At 64.3% G+C, this 23289-nt stretch carries 25 protein-coding genes; all 25 read left to right on the plus strand.

Annotated elements, in window-relative coordinates; genetic code table 11:
* The first annotated feature begins 84 nt into the window (after positions 1-84).
* A complete protein-coding gene (locus Q8P46_06930; protein ID MDP2619898.1) occupies positions 85-1596 on the plus strand; it encodes a terminase in 1512 nt (503 codons plus the stop codon).
* 32 nt (positions 1597-1628) lie between these two features.
* Positions 1629-1832 (plus strand): hypothetical protein, encoded by a 204-nt coding sequence (locus tag Q8P46_06935; protein ID MDP2619899.1) that lies wholly within the window; start codon positions 1629-1631, stop codon positions 1830-1832.
* Positions 1832-2023 (plus strand): hypothetical protein, encoded by a 192-nt coding sequence (locus tag Q8P46_06940; protein ID MDP2619900.1) that lies wholly within the window; start codon positions 1832-1834, stop codon positions 2021-2023. The genes Q8P46_06935 and Q8P46_06940 overlap by 1 nt, the downstream gene beginning before the upstream one ends.
* A 7-nt stretch (positions 2024-2030) precedes the next feature.
* Positions 2031-3728, plus strand: coding sequence for a portal protein (locus tag Q8P46_06945; protein MDP2619901.1), 1698 nt, complete (start codon positions 2031-2033; stop codon positions 3726-3728).
* Between the two features lie 4 nt (positions 3729-3732).
* Complete coding sequence (locus Q8P46_06950) at positions 3733-4041, plus strand: hypothetical protein (GenBank protein ID MDP2619902.1); 309 nt, start codon at positions 3733-3735, stop codon at positions 4039-4041.
* Positions 4031-4960, plus strand: a complete 930-nt coding sequence (locus tag Q8P46_06955) for a hypothetical protein (protein MDP2619903.1) — start codon at positions 4031-4033, stop codon at positions 4958-4960. Before Q8P46_06950 ends, Q8P46_06955 begins: the two co-directional genes overlap by 11 nt.
* Positions 4961-4964: 4 nt before the next feature.
* Entirely contained in the window at positions 4965-5144 is a 180-nt protein-coding gene (locus tag Q8P46_06960) for a hypothetical protein (protein MDP2619904.1), read from the plus strand.
* A gap of 252 nt (positions 5145-5396) precedes the next feature.
* A complete protein-coding gene (locus Q8P46_06965; protein ID MDP2619905.1) occupies positions 5397-6281 on the plus strand; it encodes a phage capsid protein in 885 nt (294 codons plus the stop codon).
* Between the two features lie 29 nt (positions 6282-6310).
* Positions 6311-6793 carry a hypothetical protein gene (locus Q8P46_06970; protein MDP2619906.1) on the plus strand — a complete coding sequence of 161 codons (483 nt, stop codon included), beginning with the start codon at positions 6311-6313 and terminating at the stop codon, positions 6791-6793.
* A 44-nt stretch (positions 6794-6837) separates the two neighbouring features.
* The gene (locus Q8P46_06975) at positions 6838-7422 is read left to right on the plus strand and encodes a hypothetical protein (GenBank protein ID MDP2619907.1); all 585 of its coding nucleotides are present in this window, start codon (positions 6838-6840) and stop codon (positions 7420-7422) included.
* 5 nt (positions 7423-7427) lie between these two features.
* Positions 7428-10130, plus strand: a complete 2703-nt coding sequence (locus tag Q8P46_06980; protein ID MDP2619908.1) for a hypothetical protein — start codon at positions 7428-7430, stop codon at positions 10128-10130.
* Positions 10131-10568, plus strand: a complete 438-nt coding sequence (locus Q8P46_06985) for a hypothetical protein (protein ID MDP2619909.1) — start codon at positions 10131-10133, stop codon at positions 10566-10568.
* Positions 10565-10999 (plus strand): hypothetical protein, encoded by a 435-nt coding sequence (locus tag Q8P46_06990; protein MDP2619910.1) that lies wholly within the window; start codon positions 10565-10567, stop codon positions 10997-10999. The genes Q8P46_06985 and Q8P46_06990 overlap by 4 nt, the downstream gene beginning before the upstream one ends.
* Complete coding sequence (locus Q8P46_06995) at positions 10999-13623, plus strand: hypothetical protein (GenBank protein ID MDP2619911.1); 2625 nt, start codon at positions 10999-11001, stop codon at positions 13621-13623. The genes Q8P46_06990 and Q8P46_06995 overlap by 1 nt, the downstream gene beginning before the upstream one ends.
* Complete coding sequence (locus Q8P46_07000; protein MDP2619912.1) at positions 13620-15473, plus strand: hypothetical protein; 1854 nt, start codon at positions 13620-13622, stop codon at positions 15471-15473. The genes Q8P46_06995 and Q8P46_07000 overlap by 4 nt, the downstream gene beginning before the upstream one ends.
* 236 nt (positions 15474-15709) lie before the next feature.
* Complete coding sequence (locus Q8P46_07005) at positions 15710-18007, plus strand: hypothetical protein (protein MDP2619913.1); 2298 nt, start codon at positions 15710-15712, stop codon at positions 18005-18007.
* A gap of 21 nt (positions 18008-18028) precedes the next feature.
* On the plus strand, positions 18029-20566 hold the full coding sequence (locus Q8P46_07010; protein ID MDP2619914.1) for a hypothetical protein: 2538 nt from the start codon (positions 18029-18031) through the stop codon (positions 20564-20566).
* 14 nt (positions 20567-20580) lie between these two features.
* Entirely contained in the window at positions 20581-20880 is a 300-nt protein-coding gene (locus tag Q8P46_07015; protein MDP2619915.1) for a hypothetical protein, read from the plus strand.
* Positions 20877-21080 (plus strand): hypothetical protein, encoded by a 204-nt coding sequence (locus tag Q8P46_07020; GenBank protein MDP2619916.1) that lies wholly within the window; start codon positions 20877-20879, stop codon positions 21078-21080. The genes Q8P46_07015 and Q8P46_07020 overlap by 4 nt, the downstream gene beginning before the upstream one ends.
* Before the next feature lie 73 nt (positions 21081-21153).
* A complete protein-coding gene (locus Q8P46_07025; protein MDP2619917.1) occupies positions 21154-21987 on the plus strand; it encodes a glycoside hydrolase family protein in 834 nt (277 codons plus the stop codon).
* Positions 21988-22006: 19 nt separating this feature from the next.
* Positions 22007-22198 (plus strand): hypothetical protein, encoded by a 192-nt coding sequence (locus Q8P46_07030; protein MDP2619918.1) that lies wholly within the window; start codon positions 22007-22009, stop codon positions 22196-22198.
* A gap of 1 nt (position 22199) precedes the next feature.
* Entirely contained in the window at positions 22200-22445 is a 246-nt protein-coding gene (locus Q8P46_07035) for a hypothetical protein (protein MDP2619919.1), read from the plus strand.
* A complete protein-coding gene (locus tag Q8P46_07040) occupies positions 22445-22645 on the plus strand; it encodes a hypothetical protein (protein MDP2619920.1) in 201 nt (66 codons plus the stop codon). Before Q8P46_07035 ends, Q8P46_07040 begins: the two co-directional genes overlap by 1 nt.
* Positions 22646-22657: 12 nt before the next feature.
* Positions 22658-23041: a hypothetical protein gene (locus tag Q8P46_07045; protein ID MDP2619921.1), complete on the plus strand. Its 384-nt coding sequence runs from the start codon at positions 22658-22660 to the stop codon at positions 23039-23041.
* Between the two features lie 20 nt (positions 23042-23061).
* On the plus strand, positions 23062-23289 hold a 228-nt coding region (locus Q8P46_07050; GenBank protein MDP2619922.1), incomplete at its 3' end, for a hypothetical protein.

The following is a 23289-nucleotide window of genomic DNA, read 5'->3' on the forward strand; positions in this document are numbered from 1 at the left end:
TTTCGTAGCCGGCATCCTTGCGGCGCTCCTCGCGGGCGCTGTCGCGCTTCTCGTTCTCAGCATCCTGGCCGCCAGGGTGCTACAGTGAACCAGCAGGAATTCGACCGCAAGCTGGCGGATCAGTTCGGGCGCTTCTACACCGATCCGCTCGGGTTCGTTCTGTTCGCCTTCCCGTGGGGCAAAAAGGGGACCGCGCTCGAAAAATACCCGGACGGCCCGGACAAGTGGACCCGCAGGCTGTTCGCGGCCCTGGCCGAGCACACCTTGCAAAACCTGTCGCGCGCCGATCGCGGCGAGGAATTGAAAATATTCCGCTCCGCCGTGGCGTCCGGCCACGGGGTCGGCAAATCGGCGACGGTCGCCTGGCTGATTATGTGGCTGATGTCGACGCGCCATAAATGCTGCGGCGTCGTCACGGCCATGACGGAAGTCCAGCTTCGCACGAAAACATGGCCGGAGCTTGCCAAGTGGCACGGGCTTGCGATCAACAGGCACTGGTTCAAGTGGACGGCGACGCAGTTCTACAGCTTGCGCGTGTCGGAGGGGGAGCGTCGCCACTATACGTTTAACGCGATTACCTGGTCTCTGGACCGCACCGAGGGCTTTCAGGGCCTCCACAACGCCGGAGGCGCCGTCGTGGTCATTGAGGACGAAGCGTCGGGTATCGACGATCAGATTTCGGAGGTTATCACGGGCGCGTTCACGGATGGGGAGCCTTTTTGGTTCAAGTTTGGAAACCCCACCAAAAACGAGGGGTATTTTTTCGAGTGCTTCCATAAATATCGCAAATACTGGTGGACAACAAATGTCGACAGCCGCGAGGTACGGGTAAGCAACAAGGGGTACCTTGAGGAAGTTCTGGGTATGTTCGGGGTCGACAGCAACGAGGCCCGCAAGCGGGTGCTAGGGCAGTTCCCGCGTTCCGACGCATTGCAGTTTATACCCGCCGAGCTTGTGCGGGAGGCGGTCGCCCGGCCCACACCGCCGAAAGATGACGGGGCGCCTCTTATCGCCGGCGTCGACGTGGCGGTCGGGGGAGGGGACCTGACGGTCATCCGCTTCCGCAAGGGCCTCGACGCGCGCTCGATCCCGCCTATTCGCCTGGACACCGGCGATAGCATCGCGGTGGCCACGAAGGTCGCCGAGGCGATAGACGCCTGGAACCCGGACGCCGTGTTTGTCGACGAGATCGGCGTCGGAAAAGGTGTTGCCGACATCTTGCGGCAATTGGGGTACAGGATTATTCCGGTCAACGCCGGGCCGCCCGCGGACAACAGGTTGAAGTTCCGCGATAAGAAAGCGGAGATGTGGGCGGACATGAAGCAGTGGATGATCGAGGGTGGCGCGCTGCCCGATGACGAGAGGCTGTTTAGCGACTTGATCGGCCCCCACTACGATCACACACTGAAAATGCAGCTTTATATCGAAAGCAAGAGGGACATGCGCCGCCGCGGCCTTCATAGCCCTGACGACGCGGACGCCCTGGCCCTCACGTTCGCGCGGCGCGTCGGCCGCACCGATCTTGCGTCCCACCGCCTGCGCCGGCAGACGGTGGCGAAAGATGTGGACTACGACGTGTTCAACGTGGTAGGATAATCCTATCGCGATATTTTTAGGAAGGCGGGAAGATGTCTATTTTCGGCGGCTCGAAAGCCAAACCGACCCCCCTGCCGCCCGCGCCGCGGGCCGAGGACAAGAAGGCGGCCGCCGCCGCCACTACGTCCGCCCGGCTCCTGGCCGCACAATCCGGCGGCTATCAGTCCACGGTGCGCGCCGGCGGCATGGGCCTGCCGGACCCGCTCACGACGACCGCGAAGCTGCTGGGGCTGTAATGGACGGCACGGAACGCTTCATGTCGGTGCGCCGCCGGCGCATAGCGGCGCAATACCGAGCGGCGGCGAAGGCCGAATACGAGCGCACCCTGGCCTACCGGGTCGAGTGTTTATTGCGCCTCGTTTGGAAGGCCCCGCGCGCCTTGCTGCGTTCGCGGCTGCTGTCCACGACCTATCTGACGGGGTTTTGAGGGCTACATGGCTTATGCGACCTCCGCCGCGCAGGGCACGACGCCGCAGGATACTCGCGGCTATCGGCTCGTGCAGCTTTACAACCAGGCGAAGTCGATGCGCTCGGAACTCGACGCGCACTGCCTGGAGATCGCCGAGCGCATTCTGCCGCGCCAGATGGGCGATTTCTTCGGCCATCCGCTGCCGGAGGGCAGCAAGCGCACCGACCGTATCCTCGATGCCGGGCCGGCTAAGGGGCTGGAGCGGTTCGCGGCGGTCATGGAAAGCATCAGCACGCCGCGCAATTCGCGCTGGCACCGGCTACGCGCCAGCGACAAGACGCTGATGAAGTCGCTGCCGGTTCGGCAGTATTTCGACGACATTACCGACACGCTGTTCCGGCTGCGCTACTCCACCAAAGCCAACTACCCCACGATCCAGCACGAAAGCTACACGTCGATGGGCGCCTTCGGCACCGGGCAGTTCCGGGTCGAAAAACCGCGCGAAAAAGGCGAGCGCGGGTTCCGTTATACGCCAATCCACCTTGGCCGCATCTATTTCATGGCCGACTATCAGGGCCGGATCACGACAGCCATTCGGTCGTTTTTCTATACCGCCAGGCAGGCGGTCGAGATGTTCGCCCCCGACGGCAACCTCGACAAGCTGCCTCAGGCGGTCAAGAGGGAATACGAGAAGCCGGTCGGGCAGCGTAGCGAGCGGCCGACCTTCGAGTTCATTCACGTCATCATGCCGAACGAGGCCCGCGACCGCCGGGCGCTCGACCATCGGGGGATGCCGTTCACGTCGGAATATGTCTGCGTCGAAAGCAAGTACGTGGTCGAGACAGGCGGGTACCGCACCTGGCCTATTCCGATCAACCGCTACGTCACCGGCCCCGGCGAGGTCTACGGCCGCTCGCCCGCCATGCTGGCGCTGCCGGCCATCAAGACCCTCAACGAGGAGAAGCGCGTCCTGCTGATGCAGGGGCACCGCGCTGTGCAGCCGATCATTCTCGGGGCCGACGATGGCGTGATCGACAAGTTCAGCCTGCGCCCCGGCCACTTCGTCGCCGGCGGCGTGTCGCCGTCCGGGCAGAAGCTCGTGCACGAGTTTGGGCAGAACGCCCGCGTCGATGTCGGCTTGGAGTTGATGCAGCTTGAGCGCAAGGACATCGACGATCTGTTCCTTGTCACGCTTTTCCAAATCCTCGTCGAGACGCCGCAGATGACGGCGACCGAGGTTTTGGAGCGTGTCCGCGAGAAAGGCATTCTGCTCGCCCCGACCGCCGGCCGCCAGCAAGTCGATTGCGCCGGGCCGATGATCGAGCGGGAGCTTGACCTGGCCGCCGAGCAGGGGTTGCTGCCGCCGATGCCGGCCGAACTGGTCGAGGCCGAGGGCGAGTACGAGGTCGAGTACGAAAGCCCGCTCGCCCGGATGCAGAGGGCCGAGGAGGTCGTGGGCCTCAACCGCACGCTCCAGATCATAGCGCCCTACGTGGAACTGACCGGCGACCGCACGCCGCTGATGCATCTCAACATGGACAAGGCCATGCCGACGATCGCGTGGACGAACGCCATCCCCGCCGACTGGATGCGCTCGGAGGACGAGGTTGCGGAATTGAAGGAACAGGCCGCGCAGCAGGCGCAGATGCAGCAGGCGATAGAGGCGGCGCCCGCGATGGCCGGCCTCGTGAAGACTGCCGGACCGAACCAGAAGCAGGGCTAGGGGCTTGCCGTTTAAGCGCGCCAAGGATTTTTTGAGCCGCCGGCGGCAGGCTTATGCGCGCGTCTTCGACGATGGCAACGCGGACGCCGGGCGCGTCCTGGAAGATCTTATGCAGTTCTGCCGCTTCGGGCAGACGGCGTTTCACCCTGACCAGCGCGTTACCGATGTCCTGATCGGGCGGCAGGAAGTGCTCTACCGCATCCTCGACCACGCCCGGCTAGACACCGACGTGCTGTTCCAGAAATACAACATCACTTCCCACAGCCCGCGTGCGCGGGCGTTCAAGATGGAGACCGACGACGATGTGGAATGACCGATATTCGGATGGTTGGGGCGGCGCCCTCCATGAAGGCGAAGGCGGCGGCTCTGGTGCGGGCGACGGCGGTGCGGCCGGCGCTGGCGACAAGGGCGCCGGTGCGGGCGAGGGCGACAAGAGAGCAGGGCTGTGGTACGCCGGCATTGAGAACGAGGCCGTGCGCGACCTGATGGCCGCGAAGGCGTTTGACGATCCCAAGAAGGTCGGCGAAGCGTACTACCATCTCAACCGCTTGCATTCCGGCAGCGACGACTATGTGGTCAAGCCCGCGGCCGACGCCGATCCCAAGCAACTGGCCGAGTTTTATAACAAGGTCAATGGCGTGCCGGCCGATGCGAAGGGCTACGACCTCAAGTTCGGCGAGGATGTCAAGGTCGACGAAGGTTTCCTCGGTACGGCGAAGGGCTGGTTCCACGCCCACGGTTTGCGCCCCGACCAGGCGCAGGGGCTTGCTAACGACTGGAACAAGTTCGTCACCGAGGCCGGCGGGAAAGCCGTGCAGGAGAAGCAAGCGGAAGCCGACACCCAGGTCGCGCAGCTTCGCCAAAAGTACGACGCGCAGGGTAAGGGGGCGTTCGACCAGTTCGTTGCCAACGGGCAGAAGGCCGTGGCCGGGTTGGAGCTTCCGAAGGACATGCTCGACCGGCTGGACGCCTCGCACGGCGTCGCCTCCACGTTGGAGTTACTTGCCGCGATCGGCTCGCGCATCGGCGGCGAGGCGCCGTTCCGGGGCGACGACCGCGGCGGCGGGTTCGATGCGGTCAGCACGCCCGAGATGGCGCGCGTCGAGCTTGCGAAGTTGCAGGGGGAAAAGGGCTTCCAGGACAGCCTGCTCGACATACACGACTCGATGCACGCCGTAAACACGGCCCGCTATCGCAAGTTGCAGGAGGTCGCATATGGCAAGAGGAAGTAAACCCTTGGGGCTCCCGGCGCAGCAGGCGGCCGGAACCCTCGGGCCGGATAAGTGGGCCGAGTACGTGCGGTTGAGTTGCGTCGAGTTCGCCGTCGGCAACGCGACGCGGCATTCGATCGGCGACAGTCCCGAGGCCATAGTGGCGTTCGCGGGCGCCTTCGAGAAATTCGTTCGCGGAAAGTGATTGACATTTCGCACCGCGATTGAAATAATAGATGGGTCGCACTTTGTTGCGACGGGTCTATCTCCTCTCCCCCTCCGGGTGCAGGGCGGGCTTCCTTGCCTCCTTCCGCCCTGCACCCGACCGGGAGGGTTCGCCCGCGGAAACGCGGGCTAGAGCGATACCCCGGCGCCCTGCCGGGCCGCTGACCTTTTCGGGCCGGCACAACCGACACCCCGAGCCAACTTCGGTTCAACACGAATATGGGGTGTTCACATGGAACCCTTTGAAATTCCCGCACATTTTCATCGCTCTTACACGAGCAACGTGGAAATGTTGCTACGGCGTATGGGGCCGGTTCTCCTGCCCTACGTCTCGATGGGCGCCTACAGCGGCGAGGCCGCGCAGGTCGTCAAGCAGTTCGGTGACGTTGAGTTCTCCGAGAAAACCACTCGGCACAGCGACACGCAATTCGACGAGTTGATCCACAAGCAAAGGTGGGTCTTCCCGACGGACTATGTGCTCGCCATCCCGGTCGACAAGGAAGACGAGCTTAAGATGCTCGACAGTCCGCTGTCGCCCTACGCCGAGGCCGGCCGCCTGGCCTATGGCAAGAAGATCGACGATATCATCATCCCGTCCTTCTTCGCGTCGGCTCAGACCGGCAAGAACGGCGCCACCCCCACAGTCTACGACACGAACAACACGGTCGAAGTCAACCTGCCGACCGGCGCCGACCGTGGCCTGACTATCGAGAAGCTCCGCAAGGCCCGCAGGCTTATGCTCCAGAAGCATATCGACCTCAAGGCCGAGCAGCCGTATATCGGCGTCACGGCCGTTCAGTTGGACGACCTGCTCGCCAACACCACGGTCACGAGCGCCGACTACAACTCGGTCAAGGCCCTGGTCAACGGCGAAATCGACACCTTCCTCGGCTTCAAGTTCGTTCACAACGAGGGTTTCGAGGTGGACGCGAACGCCGATCGCAAGTGCCCTGTCTGGGTCAAGTCCGGCATTCATTTTGCTCAGTGGAACGGGTTGGTTACTCGCATCGGCGACCGCGCCGACAAGAACTATCTGACCCAAATTCACATGAGCTTCTCCGGGGCCGCGACGCGGGTTAACGAGGATAAGGTTTTCCAAATCCTCTGCGCCGAATAACCGTGGCATCGCACGAAAGGACTTGAACTATGACAGTCACCACACAGGTCTCCGACCAGATCGCCAATACGCAGGCGGTGCCGGAGGTCAAAAACAAGGTCAGCGATCTAACCGGAAAGGTTCGCTTCGCTCGCTTCGACTTCACGCAAGTCGGCGCTGGCGACGCGGCCTCGACGGTCGATCTCGTCAAAATGCCGCACGGTCGCATTCGGATCGTCCCGATTTTGTCGCGGCTGGTCGCAGCCGCGTTCGGGGCGGCCCGTACGCTCGATGTCGGGCATACCGGCTATACGAAGGTCGACGGCGAAGCTGTTAACGCTTCTGTCGACTTCGTGCTCGATGGGCTCGACGTTTCCGGTGCCACCAGCGCCTATATGGGCACCGGCACCAATGGCGTCGAGGAGATCGAGATCGAGAGCAAGAGCGGCTTTACCCTTCAAGCGAAGGTCGCCGGGGGCACGATCCCCGCCGGCACTACGCTTTCGGGGTGGATCGCTTACGTCAAAGACTGATCCCTTCCTTGGGGTCGGTACAACGCTAAAGAGAAGGCGGGTCGATGACCGCACCTGTCGACGTTTGCAATTGGGCCTTGCTGAGACTAGGCCAGGCGCGCGTCAGCAGCATCGACCCGCCTTTCACTACCGATCCGGCCGGTATCGCCGCGACGTGCAGTTTTCTCTACCCGCTGGTCCGCGACGCCGAGCTTCGCGCCCACGCCTGGACGTTCGCCAAGGCGCGGGTGCAGATCGCGGCCGAGATCGACGCCCCCGAGTTCGGTTACGCCCACAAGTACCGGAAGCCGGCCGATTTCGCCCGGCTCGTGGCCGCGCCGGACGACGCGGGCCAGGAGGCCGATCTGTTGCCGGAGGGCGAGTTCATCCTGTCGGACCTGCCCGCGCCCCTGGATTGCGTCTATGTCAGGACCGGCGTGGACGCCTCTGAGTTCGACCCGCTGTTCACGGCGGCCCTGTCTTGCTCGCTGGCGCTTAACCTGGCCGAGAAGATCACGACCAGCCCCGCCAAGAAGGAAAGCATCGACAAGGATTACGGCCGTATCGTTTCGCAGGCCAAGCTCACCAACTCGATCGAGCAGCCGGCCCAAAAGCCGCCCGAGGACGATTTCGTGCTTGTGAGGCGCTGACCCCCATGCCTCGCGCCGCACCCATCCAGACCGCCTTCAACAACGGCGAAACCTCCCCGTATCTGCACGGCCGCGTCGACTTGCAGAAGTCGGCGCTGTCGCTGCGCGAGTGCCGCAACGCCATCCCGCTGACGCAGGGTCCGGTCGCGAAGCGCGGCGGCTCGCGGTTCGTCGTGCCGGTGTGCGACGAGACCAAGCCGTCCTGGTTCTTCGAGTTCGAGTTCAGCACGACCCAGGGCTACCTGATCGAGATGAACGGCGATTGGGTGCGTTTCTTTACGAACCGCGGCCTGGTGCTGGAGGCGGCGAAGGCGGTCACGGCGGTGACGCAGGACGACCCCGCCGTCGTCACGTCAGCGGGTCACGGCTTCGCGAACGGCGATCAGGTCGTGTTCGTCGATGTCGGCCCCTATTCGGAGTTCGCAAACCGGCCCTTTATCGTGGCGAACAAGACAGACGACACGTTCGAGTTGTCGGGCTTCGACGGCACCGGCCTGCCGGTCTTCTCCGGGGCGCCTACGGTTGCCCGCGTGTACCGGATTGCCTGCCCTTACGCCGCCGCGGCCCTGGCCGATGTGACTTATATCGAGAGCGCGGACGTGCTCTATCTGTTCCATGAGGGCTACCGGACCCGCCACCTGGTCAGGAACGCCGCGACCGATTGGGAGTTCGAGCTTCACGAGTTCAAGGACGGCCCCTATCTCACCGAGGACGTTTCCGGCGGCACCACGCTGACGCCGGCGACGACGGGCCACGTCACGCCGATCATGACATCCAACACGGCGCCGAGCGGCATCGTCACGGCGAACACCGGCGAGACGGACGCCTACCTGGTGTTTGACAAGGACAGGACCACCAATTACGACACCACTGCCGGTCAGGCGGGTTGGATCGACTACGATTTCGACGGTTCTACAAAAGTCGTCGACGCCTATTGGGTGCAGGCCACTAAAAATGGCGCGCAGGTTGGCCGCTCGCCTACCTCGTGGGCGCTGCAAGGGTGGACTGGTGCGGTCTGGGTTATACTCGACGAGCGTCACGGCGAGACCGGATGGTCGCCCGGCGATCGGCGGTATTTCGCGTTTGCCAACAAGACGGCTTTTGCCAAGTATCGGTTCGAGTGGTTTGCAAATGACGGGGGCGACACCAATTCGGCTCAGTTTGCCGAGGTCGCGATGCACCAGGCGGGCGACACCCAGACCGCGTTCAACCTGACGGCATCCGCGGTCACGGGCATAAACGACGATCAGGGTTTCCTGGCGTCCGACGTGGGGCGGCCGATCCGGCTGCTCGGCGAGGACCAGCAGTGGAGATGGGCCAAGATTGTCGCCCGCACGTCCTCGACGATTGTCACGATTAAGCTGTATGGGCACGCCCTTCCGGGCACGACCCCGATCCGCCGCTGGCGCCTCGGCATGTATTCCGACGAGACCGGGTGGCCGTCGTGCGGGGCCTTCTACGGCGATCGCCTCATGCTGGCCGCGGGCGGGCGCTACATCGTCGGCAGCAAGAGCGGCATTTACGACGAATTTTCTCCGTCCGAAGACGAAGGCACGGTCGTCGCGGACAGCGGCTTCGCCCTGCCGCTTATCGAGCGTCAGGTCAACGAGGTTCACTGGCTTGAACCGACCCGGAAGGGACTTGCCATCGGCACTTCCGGCGGCGAGGCCGTGCTGCAAAAAGCGACGCCTACCGAGCCTTTTTCGGCGCTCAACATCGAAGTCGCCTGGCCGACCGATTACGGCAGCAAGAAGGTCAGGCCGCAGCGCACTCCGACCTCCACGCTGTTCGTGCAGCGGGCCGGCAAGCGGGTTCGCGAGTTCGCCTACGTGTTCGCCGAGGACGGCTTTCTGGCCCCGGACATGAGCATAATGGCCGATCACCTGCTGGAGCCCGGCATAGAGCGCTCGGCGTATCAGGCGCACCCGTTCAGTATCTATTGGGCGGTGCGGCTGGATGGGTCGCTGCTCGGCATGACCTACGAGCGCGAGCAGAACGTCATTGCATGGCACCTTCACTCGCTCGGCGGCAACATCGTCGCGGTCAAGGATATCGCCGTAATCCCGTCGCCGGACGGCACGTCGGAGGATTTGTGGGTGCAGGTCATCCGGTCGATCGACGGGCAGACGCGGCGCTATATCGAGTATTTCGGCGACCCGTTTTCGCACAGCACGGCGATCGAGGACGCGGTGTTTTCCGACAGCGCGCTTACCTACGACGGCGACCCGGTATCCACGATCTCCGGGCTTTGGCATCTGGAAGGGGAGACCGTTCGCGTGCTGGTCGACGGCTCGGAGGTACCGCAGCAGGCCGTTTCGGGCGGTACGATTACCCTATCGTCGCCCGGTTCCAAGGTCACGGTCGGCCTTCCGTATACGATGCGCCTGCACACGCTCCCGCTTGAGGCGGGCGCCGCGGATGGCACGGCCAGGGGCCGCATGAAGCGCGTGTTCCGGCTCGCCCTGCGGCTCTACCGCGCGCTCGGTGGCAAGTACGGCACTTCCGACGACCAGCCCTTTACGCCAATTCAGTACCGCACGATCGACCAGTCGGTGCAGATACCCTTGCAGCCTTTCTCCGGCGAGGTCGGCGACCTTCCGAACCCGTCCGGGTGGGACCGCGACGGCGGGCTCATTATCGAAAATAACACGGCGTACCCGTTCACGCTGATCGCCACGATGCCGCGCGTCGATACGGAGAACCATTAGGTGATCCTCGTGCTTCCATATCGCGCCAAGCATCTCGACCTGATCGACATCGACCCGCATCAGGCGCAGTTCGGGCGGTTTCTGACGCCGGCCGTGGCCGCTTCGCTGGAGGGGCCGTTTGCCTGGACCGGCGTCAAGAACGGGGCCGTGCTCGGCTGCGTCGGCTTGCAGAAGAAATGGCTCGATCACTACGTCGCGTGGGCGGTCTTTTCGCGCCGCGCGGGCGCGCACATGCTGGAGGTAGTGCGCACCGTCAAGGGCCGGCTGCCGTTTCTGCCGGGCGGCCGGATCGAGGCGGCCGCCGCGTGCGACAGCCCCGGCGACCGGAAGTTTCTTGAACTGCTCGGCTTCGAGCTTGAGGCGGCGCGGATGCGCCGGTACTCGCCCGACGGCCGGGACTTCGCTCTGTATGCGTTGGTAAAGGAACCTAGCCAATGATGGCGCTTGCGATAGTCGGGGGGCTGATACAGGCCGCGGGCGCGCTCCAGTCGGCGAAGGCTCAAGCCGACGCCGCGAATTACAACGCGGCCGTCAACGATCGCAACGCCCTCGCTGCCCGCAGTCAGGGCGCGGCGGAAGGCGACCGCCAGCGCCGGCTCAATCAGATGAACCTCGGCCGGCTGCGCGCCGCTTACGGCGACGCCGGCCTCGGCTTCGAGGGCGACGTGCTGACGGTCTTCGAGGATGCCGAGACGCAGGCCGAGCTTGACGTGGCGACCGTCCGTTATCAGACGAGCGTCCGTGTCGCAGGCTACAAGGATCAGGCGCAACTCGACCGCATGGAAGCGAAAAGCGCGTCTTCGGCCGGCGTTCTCGGCGCGTTTGGCGCCATAGTCGGTGCCGGCCGGTCGATATTGAGGGCAGCGTAATGGGCAATATACCAGTCTACAGCGCACAGCGCAGTCCGCTTACGAGCCTTCCTGGGACGCGGGCCAGCCCCGAGGCGTTCGGCGCCGGCATCGGCCGCGCGTTGCAGGGCATCGGCGGCAAACTGGTTGGGATGTCCGACGACCTGCGCGCCCGGCAGGAGCGCAAGGCCAACACTTCGGCTGATGTCGCCCTGGCGCGGGCGCGGTCGGACATGACCGAGCAACTGATTTCCGCGGAAGCCAACGCCCCCGCCGGCGGCGAGGGCCTGAAAACCGATTTTGTCAAGACGTTCGACGAGTACGAGGCGAAGACGGCGGGCAGCGTGCCCGCCGAGGCGCGGGACCGCTTCAAGGTCGGCATGGCGGGCCTGCGGGCCACGCTCGATGGGCGCGCCGCTTCCGCGGAAGCCAAGATGTCGGCGGCAAAGCAGACCGCGGACGTGCGCGACGGGCTTGCCACGAGCATCAACACGGTTCTCTTGGACCCGACGCAATACGACGAGGCTACCGAGCAGGGTATCGCGCTGATCGACAATCTGGGGCTCCCCGCCGACGACCGGGACGGTTTGAAGCGCGATTTCGTAAACGCCGCCGCGTCGGCGCGATTTAAGGCTTTGTTCACCGCCGCCAAGACCCCCGACGACATAGCCGCCGTGCGCGCCGATCTGGCTGCCGGCAAGTGGAAGGAAATCATGGGGGCGGACGCATTCGGCAGTCTCGTGCTGGTCAGCGGGCAAGCCGAGAAGTCCCTGCGCAAGATATTGAAGGACGAAGCCGCCGCGGACGTGACCGGGCTCCGCGACCGCATTACGCAAGGAGCGGACATCGACCCCTCCGATATTGCTTCCACGACCGAAAAGGTGCGGCAGGCGGCCGATACCGCCTTGGCCGAGCGGTGGGCGCGGCTTCGCGTTGAATACGACACCCGGCAGAAAGGCAAGCGGCTTTCCACTACCGATCTGCGGACCTACGCGGACGAGACGCGGGATGCCGCCAGCGTGCCGCCGGACATCGCGGAGAATGCGACGCGCGCCAGCGCCTTTGTCGGCGGCGTCGTGTCGTCTAATTACCTCCTGGCTACCCGGCGCTTGGAGAGCGGCGGCAACGATAATGCCGCCGCGACGACGAGTTCGGCGGTAGGTCCCTACCAGTTCGTCGCTGGTACTTGGATGGCTCTGATCCCGAAGGTCGCCGAGCGCGTAGGCGTTGATCTCGAAGGGAGCAGCAAAGAGGAAATGCTGGCGCTGCGCAAAGACCCCGAGATCGCCTCTTACATGGCCGCGGAGTTCGCCGCTCAGAACAAGAGATATCTGGTTGACAAGCTCGGCCGCGACGTGACCGAGGCCGAGCTTTACATCGCGCATTTTGCTGGCGCGGGGGGCGCGGCCAAGCTGATCGCGGCGGCCGAAAGCAACCCGGATCAATCTGCCGCGGCCTTGATGCCAGAGGCGGCCAAGGCGAACCGTTCCATCTTCTATAAAAAGGGACTGCACGCGGAGGGGCCGCGCGGCAGGGCTCGGACGGTCGAGGAGGTTTACCATCTGCTGGCCGACAAATTCGACCGGGCGCCCTCGCAACTCGGATGGGTGCGCACGAAGACCGCCCGCGACATGCTCGACGAGCGCCGCAAGCGCATCGCCGGCGGCGACCTAATGGGCGTCGCGTCCGACGCCGGTATCGCCGACCTCGGGGAACTGAGCGACGCGCAATCGTTCCAGGTCCGGGCCAGGCAGGCGTCGGTCGCCGCCGAGTATTTCGACGCCGCTGCGGCGCCTTTCCGGCCCGACGAAGTGTCCCATTTCAAGGACGCGATGGACACCGGCTCGATAGAGGACAAGCTGTCGCTGCTGGCGAACGTGGCCTCGATGGGGTCCGGGGCGAAATCGGCTTTCGAGCAGATCAATGAAAAGGCTCCGTTGTTCGGCTTCGCCGGCGGATTGTCCGAAGCGCAGCCGGAGACGGCGCGCGAGATTTTGCGCGGCGCGCAGAAACTCCAGGACAACCCGGATGTCAAGGCCGCGCTTCACGACACGAACGCCGGCACCAACACGGCTTCCTCGTTTGCCGGGATCGTGGGCGGCGCTCTCGACCAATCGCCGGCTGCCGCTTACGGCGCGCGTCTGGCCGCGGACGCGCTCTACGTGCAGCGCGCCGGCCTCGGGGGCGTGGCGAATTTCGACCAGGATGCTTACAACCAGGCGGTGCGCGACGTGCTCGGCGCCGCGCCGGGCCAGCGGGAGGGGGGCCTGGCCGAAATCAATGGCGAGCCGACCGTGCTCCCGCCCGGCGTCTCCGAGGACGAGTTCGACAACATGCTCGACGCGCTCACGCCGCTCGATCTGGTGCGTTTTTCGGTCGGCGGCGGGGCGCCGCGGTACGGCGACGGCGCCGTGGCCGCGCCGGACGAGATATCGCGCGAGGGCAAATTCCGCGCCGTCGGCGCCGGCACCTATAGCATCGTCATGGCCGACGGCGAGCCCTTGCTGAACCCAGACGGGCCGAACAGCCTATACTTTTTCCAGGTCGATAAGTCCGCCGTCAGCGACGTGCTCGGCCGCGACGAAAGTTCCGGCGCGCCTGCCATCGGTTTCGGCGGCACCTATTTCGGATCGGGGGCGCAATGACCGCTCCGTTTTTCAGCAAGCCCACCTTCGACGATCTGGCGCGGCAGGGCGAGGACGAGTTCGGCCCGAGCCCGAAAGGCTCGGCTGGCGCGCGCACGACCTTTTCGGAAGCCTTCTCGACCGCTTACGAGGACAGCATTCGCAACGAAAGCATGTATGGCCTGGAGGCCGCTTTCGAGGACATCGAGCGCGCCGAACTCGATAAGATTTATGAGCGGACGGGCGAGCGGCTGAACCCCCTGCGCCGCGACAGGTTCATGGCCTTGGCGCGGATGTACCAGGACGAGATACCGAGCGCGGAAGACCAGACAAGCATCGACGAGATGGGCAGCCGCTTCGCGCGTATGGCCCAAATCAGGCGCGAGCACCCGGACATCAAGAGCTACGACGAAATGTGGGGAGAAGTGCGCGAGAAGTCGCAAGCCGCCCACGAGCGCTTCGGCAAAGCCGCCGCCCTGTCCGGTACGGCGGGTACCCTCGGTGGTTTTGCTGGCGGAATGGCCGGCATGTTCACGCCCCGCCGCGACCCGTTCAACGTCGCCACGGTCGCGGTTGGCGCCGGCGGGGTTCTCAAGACCCTTGCGGCGCGCATGGCGGCCGACGCCGGCATCAACGCCGGTATCGAGGGACTGGACCAACTGCTCGGCGTGCAGGAGAACCGGAAGCTGCTCGGCCTGCCTAACGGGCCGGGCGAGGCGCTGATGCGCATTGGTTTTGCCGGTGTTGGCGGGGCCACTTTCCGGGGCGCCGGCGAGACCCTGATGAAAGGCGGTCGCGCCCTGGCCGGCAAGATCAAACGCGGGGCCCCCACCATTCGAGCGGCGCGCGTGGCACAGGAGGCGGGGGAGATACGCGGCGAAGCGCCGCTTGGGCAGAGCCGCGTAGCCAAGGGCATTCATAACGATGAGCTTGCCCGCACGATCGCCCGTTACGACAACGGTTTCGAGCCCCCGCCCACGACCTTGGCCGATCTGCCGTCGACCGTTTCGCGCACCGCGCTCGTTTCCCGCGACGCGGACGCCATGTTCGCCGGCGCCAGTCCGGTTGCGCTGCAAGACGTGCTCTCGAAAGCCGCCCCTGGCGACCCGGCCATCGGGCGTCTTGTCGGCAAGGCCGGCGTGCGGATCGAGGAGCTTAACCGGAAGATCGAGGTGGCCGACAAGCAGGCGGCCGATCTGCGGCAAGAGATAGAGACGGCGAAGCAAGCCGTCGATCCGGCAAAGAACGTCGAGGCGCTGCGGCGGGAGGTCGAAGCGGTAGCGGCGCAGATCGACGAAGTACAGGCCAACCGGAAGATCGGCGCTCAGAAGCGCAAGCAGCGTGTCAAGGCCCTTGAAGCCGAGCGGGCCGGCTTGCGGGCGACAATCGGGAAGGCCGGCGCCGCAGAAACCGCGCGGGCCAGGGCCGCCGGTGCCGAGCAGGTCGCCTCCGATCTTCGGGCGCAGCGGGCGCAGGTCATTCAGAACGCGCGCCAGCAGGTGCCCGCGCCCGTATCGCGGGACATAGACCGGCGTCAAGTCATGCGCGATTTGCGGACGCCAGCGCAGTCTGAGCCGTCGGCCTTGCAGGCTATCCCGGATCGGGAATACGCGGAAATAATGGACGAGGCGCGGAAGGCGCTCGACGACCAGCCCCCGCCGACCGCCGAGCGCGTGCTGTCGCCCGATGGCGAGCGCGAACTGGTCGACATCGGTCTCGATGAGCCGGTCGATCCGAATATGGAGTTGCTGATGCCCTTGAGCGACGACCCGGCCAACCCCTCGTTCGCCCGCATGACCGTCAAGGACGTGCTCGATGATCTGGCCGACGACGATGCGCTGGTCAAGCAGATGAAGGAGTGCCTTTTGTGAGTTGGGCAGCCTGCATAGAACGCGCTCTCGAAGCCAAGAAGATCAAGGGCAAGAAGGCCGACGAGGCCCGCGCCCGCTATGAGGCGCTCTACAAGGAGCACTTGGAGGATGGCCTCGATCCGCGCTCCGCGCAGGACCTGGCGGCTGACCAGGCAACCAAGGCTATCGAGCTCGAGAAGGCGGAGGCCAGGAAGCGGCGGTTCGCGCATGTGCGCAAGTCGGTCGAAACCTGGAAGATGCTGAAAGCCGGCGGCGCCAAGAAGCTGAAAGCCAACGCCCACGCCCTGATCGAGCAGTGGCCGGGATCGTCGCCGGGCATCCTGAATTACGCCACGCGCCGCGACCTCGAAATCGGCCGATTGCAGAAGTCGCTCGCCGGTTTCATCGAGAAACACAGCCCGAAGAAAGCGGGGCTGGTGTATCCGAAGGCCGGTTTGGACAACATCGTGCACGAGATGTACCGCGCCCATTTCGGCGAGGCGGCCGGCAAATCCACGGGCGATCTGTCGGCGGTCGAGTTCGCGAAAGGCTGGATCGACGCCACGGACGGCGGCGTGCGGGACTTCAACCGCGCGGGTGGCAGCTTGGCGAAACTCGAAGATTTTCTGCTGCCGCAGCGCACCAGCCGGGCGAAGCTTTACAAGGCCGGCGAGGACGTATGGACGGCCGATGCTGCCCGCAGCCTCGATTGGCAGCGGACGCGCTGGCCGGACGGCAGCCGCATCGCGCCGGGGGATCGCGGCCGGTTCCTCTCCGAAGCGTACCGCACCCTCAAGACCGGCGGCGACGTGCGCATCAAACCCGGCGAAGCCGCCAAGCGCGGCGCCGCTATGGGCAACACGCTGGACAAGCATCGGACCTTGTTCTGGAAATCGAGCGGCGCCTGGCTTGAGATGCACAAGAAGTACAGCGACGGCGGCGTCTTCGAGACGATGATCGGGCACCTGGACAATATGGGGCATCGGATCGCGATGCTCCAGACCTTCGGTCCAAGCCCCGTTACCATGATCGAACAGATTGGAGGCTTTGCGCGCAAGATCGCGGCCGACGCCGACATTGCGGCGGGCAGCAAGCCGCCGAAAATCCACGGCGTAACGTCGAGCTATAAAACCGAGGCCGAGGCCGCGCACGTTTTCTTGAAGGACGCCTATGCTGCCGTGACGGGGCAGACCCGCGGACCCGAAGACGGTCTCGCGTCCAAGCTGGCGATGGCCGTCGGGGGCGCGCGCGATATCTCGGCTTCGGCCTTGCTCGGCTCCTCGTGGCTCGCGGCGATGCCGGGCGATTTCTTTACGAAGGCCCTGCGCCGCAACCTGGCGGGGCTGCCGCTGTGGAAGTCGCTGGGCTGGTATTTCCGTTTTATGAACCCCAACAACGCCGTCGACCGCGCCTCCATGATGCGCGCCGGCTTCATCAACGAGCACGCAACGCGGTTCGGCATGGCCCGGTCGCGGCTCTCGGGCTTTGAGATGCTCAGTCCGGCGGTTACGAAGCGCGTCGCCGACGTGGTGCTGCGTGCCTCGCTGCTGTCGCCGCACACCCAATGGTCGCGCTTTTCCACGGCCGCCGAGTTCATGGGGGCGATGGCCGATTGGGCAGGAAAGAGTTTCGACGACGTACCGTTGAAGCGCGTTTTCGAGGAATACAACATCAAGGCCGCCGATTGGGACGCCATGCGCGCCGTGCCGGTGCATATCACCGAGGGCGGCCACCGCTTCCTGCGGCCCGACGACATCCTCGCGCACAGCGGGTTGCCGGGGGCCAGGGCGCAAGAGCTCGCCGACAAGTTCATGGCGATGATTATCGACGAGGGAAAAATGTCGACGATCGAAGCCTCGATCGGCGCGACGATGACCCTGCAATCGACCACCCGCCCCGGCACTCTCGCCGGTTCGATAATGCGGTCGGTTTCGCTGTTCAAAAACTTTCCGGTGACGCTGTTCAACACCCATATCCGGCACGGCCTGTCGCGGGCCACGATAAAAGGGCGCCTGTCGTACCTTTCGGCGCTCTTTTTGGGGATGACGCTGATGGGCGCCTTCACCGTGCAGATGCGCGAGGTATTGAAGCGCCGCGACCCGGCGCCCGTGGACGACCCGAACTTCTGGCTTCGGGCCGCGCTTACGGGTGGCGGAGCGTCCCTGCTTGGGGACTTCCTGTTTAGCGACCTCAACCGTTTCGGCCAGGGCCTCGGGGGGACGCTGGCCGGCCCTCCCGCTCGGCTTTTTACCGACATTAACAACCTGACGACCGGCAATCTCATGGAAGCCGTGCAGGGCAAGGACACCAACCTGCGGAGGGAGATGGTCAGGTTCGCTCAGAATTGGACGCCGGGAACGAATATCTGGTATCTGCGCGCCGCCTTGCAAAGCACGATGTGGGATCAATTGATGCGCCAGGCCGATCCGAAGGCCGAGCGGTCTTTCCGCCGTGCTGAAAGCCGGCTCAAGCGCCAGACCGGTCAGGGGTACTGGTGGCGGCCGGGCCAGATCGCTCCTTCCCGTTTACCCGACGTGTCGAACATGGTACGATAATATGACCACTGGAGAAAAATCGTGACAGTCGCAGCAGCCCCCGAGTTCGTGACCGCCGTAGGCGATGACGTTACCGAGAACTTCACGTTCGACAAGCCCGTCTTTGCCACGAGCGAGTTGAGCGTTTTTACGTTCGACCCGGCGACGGACACGCTGCCGCAGCTTGTCGACCCCGCCAACTACACCGTGCAGCTTTTGGCCGAGTACGCGGGTGCGAACGTCATATTCGACACGGCCCCGGCGGACGGCATCAAGGTCGGCATAGTCCGCCACCTGCCGCTGGCGCAGACCGTCGACGTGGGCGATACCGAATACGTCCCCCCGAGCGAGCTTGAGAAGGCCCTCGACCGCGTTGTCTTGATGATGCAGCAGGCCGAAGGGATTGCCGACCGGGCCGTGCAGGACGATCCGTTCGACTTTACGGCGGCCGCTCGCGCCAACCGGGCGCTGGTATACGACAACGATGGCCGGATCATTTACAGCGACGGCCGGGTTATGTTCAGCGGCTCCGGCGTCCCATCCGCGGGCATCGGCATCGACGGCGACTTCTACATCGACACCGCCGCCAAGAGCATATACGGCCCCAAGAGCGGCGGCGCGTGGGGTTCCGGCGTCATCATGAGCGTCGGCGACATGCTGAAAGCAACCTATGACCCGCTGGCTGTCGCCGGCGACGCCTTCGACATGGACAACATGGCCGACGGCGCGGCGAAGGTCGCCATGACCGCCGCCGAGCGCGCCAAGGTCGGGCACCTGACGGTAACTCAGGCCGTCGATCTCGACGCGATGGAAACACGGGTCAACGAGCTTGATGCTTCGGTTATCCTGATGGGCTCCTGGGACGCCTCGGTGGGAACGTTCCCCGGCGGCGGCACGGCACAAAACGGCGAAAGCTGGATCGTATCGGCCGGCGGCACCGTGGACGGGGTTGTTTTCAGCGTCAACGATCGCATTGTGGCGCTCGCCGACAACGCATCGACAACGATCTACGCCGCCAACTGGTTGAAGCTCGACTACACCGATCAGGTTTTGTCGGTCAATGGCGAAGTCGGCGCCGTGGTGCTCGACCCGGACGACCTCGACGACAGCGCGACGGCCAACAAGTTCACCGACGCGGCCGATATCGCCAAGCTCGCCGGCATCGAGGCGAACGCTACGGCCGACCAGACCGTGACCGAAATACTCGCGGACAGTTTCACCCCCTCGCATACGGGCGGCGTGGCGCGCACGCTGCGCTCGAAGGTCGAGGAAATCGTCAGCGTCAAGGACTTCGGCGCCGTCGGGGATAGTACCGGCACCGGCGCTGGCACCGACGATAAAGCCGCACTCGATCTCGCGGAAGCGGCGGGCGCCGGTCCCGTCTTTTTTCCGACTGGCGGCTATCGCCTCTCGACCGCACCGACGCTCACCCGTCCCATCGTTGGGCTAGGCATTGATTTTTACAAGGATGATGCCAGCGAGTATCTTCCCCGGTTCCAGTACGACTTCGGCACCAAGGACGAGCCTTATTTCTGGCTCAAGAAGGTCAACGCCTCCGGCGATTACACCGACACTCCGACCGTTTATACGTTCGTCCCGGAACTGACGGCGCTCTATATCGAGCACGTGAACGCCGCCGGGTACCAGCAGAATTTGGACGGCAGCGGGGGCGGGCGGACAACCGCCCCGACCATTCGTGTCTACAAGCTCCACAGCGGATACGGCGACGCACCTGCCTATTCGGCAGCGTTGGGGATCACCAGGCACGCGGGTTGGGCCTCGGTAACGAATTGGCTTGGGCACAATGCTCTTTCGGTCCTCGGAGGCCGGGTGGACGCCAACACCGAAAACGTGAACGTGGCCGGCATTGAGCTTCACCTCGCCGATGCCGGCCACGATAATGTGGCCGCCCCTGGCTTCATTTTAGATATGGAGCGTACCGGAGCGAACACGGCCGGATACGAAACGCCCTGGCTCGGGTTTAGAGTGCAGAACACGGCTGTAGGCGGCGTCCCTATCGACGCGGCCTTTCAGGTTGTCGCCGACGCCAATGTCGGTCTCGATCTGGCCGGTGCCGATTTCCAAACGGCGCAGGCGGCCATAGCCCTGGCCGCAAACCAAAGAATATATTTCAACGCGGACCCCTTCTCCGCGGCTTCCGACCAGTGGTTCGCGGGCAACAACGGCGCGGCACTGAACTCAACCTATATTACCTATTCCAGTACTTTACCGGGATATACTTTTGTTCTGAATAATAATAGCGAACTGCAAATATCGTCGACGCAAACCACCATTCCCTCGAACAAGCTTAAAGTTAACGTCGGGGACATCGAGGCCACGGGCGGGAACATACTGGCTGTGGCCGGCAGCGTTAGCGATGTCGTGGGGAGGCTGCAAGCCGTGCCGCGCTCGACTACGGCGGCGCTCGCAGCGATTGGCAACGCCATTAACACAGCGAACAAATTCTCAGGCAAGGTCGTTATCAATACGACGACGGCTGCCATCGTAACCGCAAACGGGGCCACCGCGGGAGCGGTCTGGCTGGCTCTCGATGGAACCACGGCACACACGCCGGCATAGGAGCGAGTAAAGCCATGAAAATCGACTTCAGCGCGCCAATTCTGAACATCGACGGCGCGCCGATCAAGGACGGCGACGGCGAACTGACGCTGAAAACTGTCGCTTACTCCGTGCTGCTCGGCACTGAGCAGGCGGACTTTGCCGCCAGCGTAACCGAAAAAGAAGATCGTTTCGATCTGGCGGTCAAAATATCCAGCGGCGGGATCGTCGAGATTAAAGCGGAGGAGGGCGCTTTGCTCAAGCGGCTGATCGGAAAGAAGTGCCCTCCGCTAATCGTCGGCCGCGCTTTTCAAATCATCGAAAAAAGCGAATGAAATTCGCAGCTGAAAAGCCGCGGCCCGGCAAGCATCCGAAGTCGGTGCACTTCCACGCCCGCACCTGGCGCGAGGCCGAGGACTACGCCGAGGCGGAAGGCTACGAGAACCTGGCCGTCTCGATCGGCGAGATTGAAATGGAGGACGGTTTCAACGATCTCCTTGTCCGGCTCGACGACACCAAGGCGACCGCTAACTAAAGCGGTTTGAAATTCTAACCGCGGTGTGTTATTCTAAATGCCCTGGCCGGTGGCGGGGAGATGGAGAAAGTCTATGAAGACGAGCGAAGCGGGCGTTCGGTTCATCGCCGATCACGAGGGCGTCGTCACCCGCGCATACCGGGACGTTGCCGGGGTCTGGACGATCGGCGTCGGCCATACGGCGGCGGCCGGCGAGCCGAAGCCGAAGGCCGGCATGACGATTACCCGTCAGCGGGCGTTCGATCTCCTGCGCAACGACCTGCCGAAATACGAGGGCCGCGTCCAGCGCGTGCTCGGGTGGGTCAAGCAGCACGTGTTCGACGGCGCCGTGTCGTTCGACTTCAACACCGGCAAGATCGACGGCGCGTCGTGGGTGACGCTGCTCAAGACCGGCCGTGTCGGCGAGGCGAAAGTCTCCCTCATGCAATGGGTGAACGCCGGCGGCAAGCGCGTCAAGGGCCTTGTTAACCGGCGCCTGGCCGAGCGGACTTTGATCTTCCGTGGCCGCTACGCCCCTGCTTCCGCCGCGGGGCCGGACGAGCACATGCCGAAGTTCGAGAAGGTCGGCTACACGCCCACCGTCCGGGAAAGCGACGCCGAATATCCGTATTCGGTGACCTCGACCGTGCGCAACTTCCAGGCCGTCAACGGCCTTGTTGTCGACGGTAAGGTTGGCCCGGCAACGATGGCAACCCTGGACCGCAGGATTTCGGAACAGCGCGCCGGCCGCGCCATAGGCGGCCTGGCCGTAGCGGGCGGCGCTATCGGCGGCCTGGCCGGTCCCGAGCCGCTTCTGTACGGCCTCGGCTCGTTTATCGCGACGGCGGCGCTCGCCGCCGCGGCATACCAACTGTGGCACTTTCGCGGCGCCATAGCCCTCAACCTCAAGCTTTTGCTCGAACGGTAACGAAAAGGAACCTTTTGAAATGGCTATTACTTGGGACAGCATACAGCAAGTGCTGCGCATTCTCATCTTCGCCATCGGCGGTTACGTCTTCGGCGACGCCGTGGTTAACGGCGAAGTCTTCCAGGGATTTGCCGGCGGCATCCTGAATGTCGGCGCATTCATCTGGTGGTGGTACTGGAACAAGAAGGGCGTCGAGGCCCCCGTGGCGTAGCGTGGGCATCCCGCTTGCAGTCTGGCTGGCTATCGTACGGCTCGCGCTTTCGTTCGCCGTAAAGGCCGCGGGTTTCCTTAGAAACGAGCAGCTTTTACAGGCGGGCGAGGCGCGGGTCGTCACCAGGCAGATGGCGGCCTTGAGCCGCGCCCTCGGCCTCGCCGGCGAAGTGACGGCGCAGATCGCCGAAATGTCGGACGAGGAAGTCGATGGCGTGCTCGACAAGTTTTTCAGCGAAAGAGCGTAATGAGCGGGTTCTGCGTCGTGATGATCCTCGGGACCGGGCTGCTCTGCTCGGCGCCGCCGGACACGAGTTCGCCGGACAGCTACTGCGCCGTCATGGAGGCGAAGCTGCAACAGGCGCCGCGGGACTTCCAGAAGGCTTCCCCCGCGGTCAAGAGGTGGCTGGCCGACCAGATCAAAACGTTCGATCGGCTTTGCAGATAAGGAACAGAAACCATGTCAATTAATAAAATATCTGGCGCCGGTTTGACGGTGATAGGTGCGGTTACGGATGCCGGCGCCCAAGACATTACGGTGCGCACGGTGCTCGCGTCCGCCGACGCCAGCGCCACACCCGCTGACATCAGCGCAGCACCGGCATCGGGCGAGAAGATCGTCCTCGATGATCTTTTCCTCAGCGTCGATACGGACCTGCTGGTGACGGTGAAGGAGGAGACCTCCGGCACCGTCATGCTGGCGCTCTACATGGCGGCGGGGACCGCGCAGCAGTTCACACCACGCGGCAAGATGAAGCTGCCGGTCGCCGGCAAGAAGCTCCAGGTGCAGACCAGCGCCACCGGCAACATCAAGGTGACGGCGCTGACCCACGGCGAGGCTTAGCCATGTCCATCGGAGGCGCTATGGCAACGTGGAGACCGAAGAGCGGGCCGAAGATCGGGGAGTTCACGTCCCCCGAGCCACCCGCCGCTTGGGAACAAATCCTCGATCTCGCCACGGCGGACGGCTGGACGGCGGTCTACGACCCGACCAATCCGGACACGCGGACGCTGCGGGTGGACGGGGCGGACAGCTATTTCGAGAGCATCGCGGACGGGCTAGGCAACCTGCCGGACTTGACGCAGGCCACC

This window comes from Hyphomicrobiales bacterium (genome assembly GCA_030688605.1).
GTDB lineage: Bacteria > Pseudomonadota > Alphaproteobacteria > Rhizobiales > NORP267 > JAUYJB01.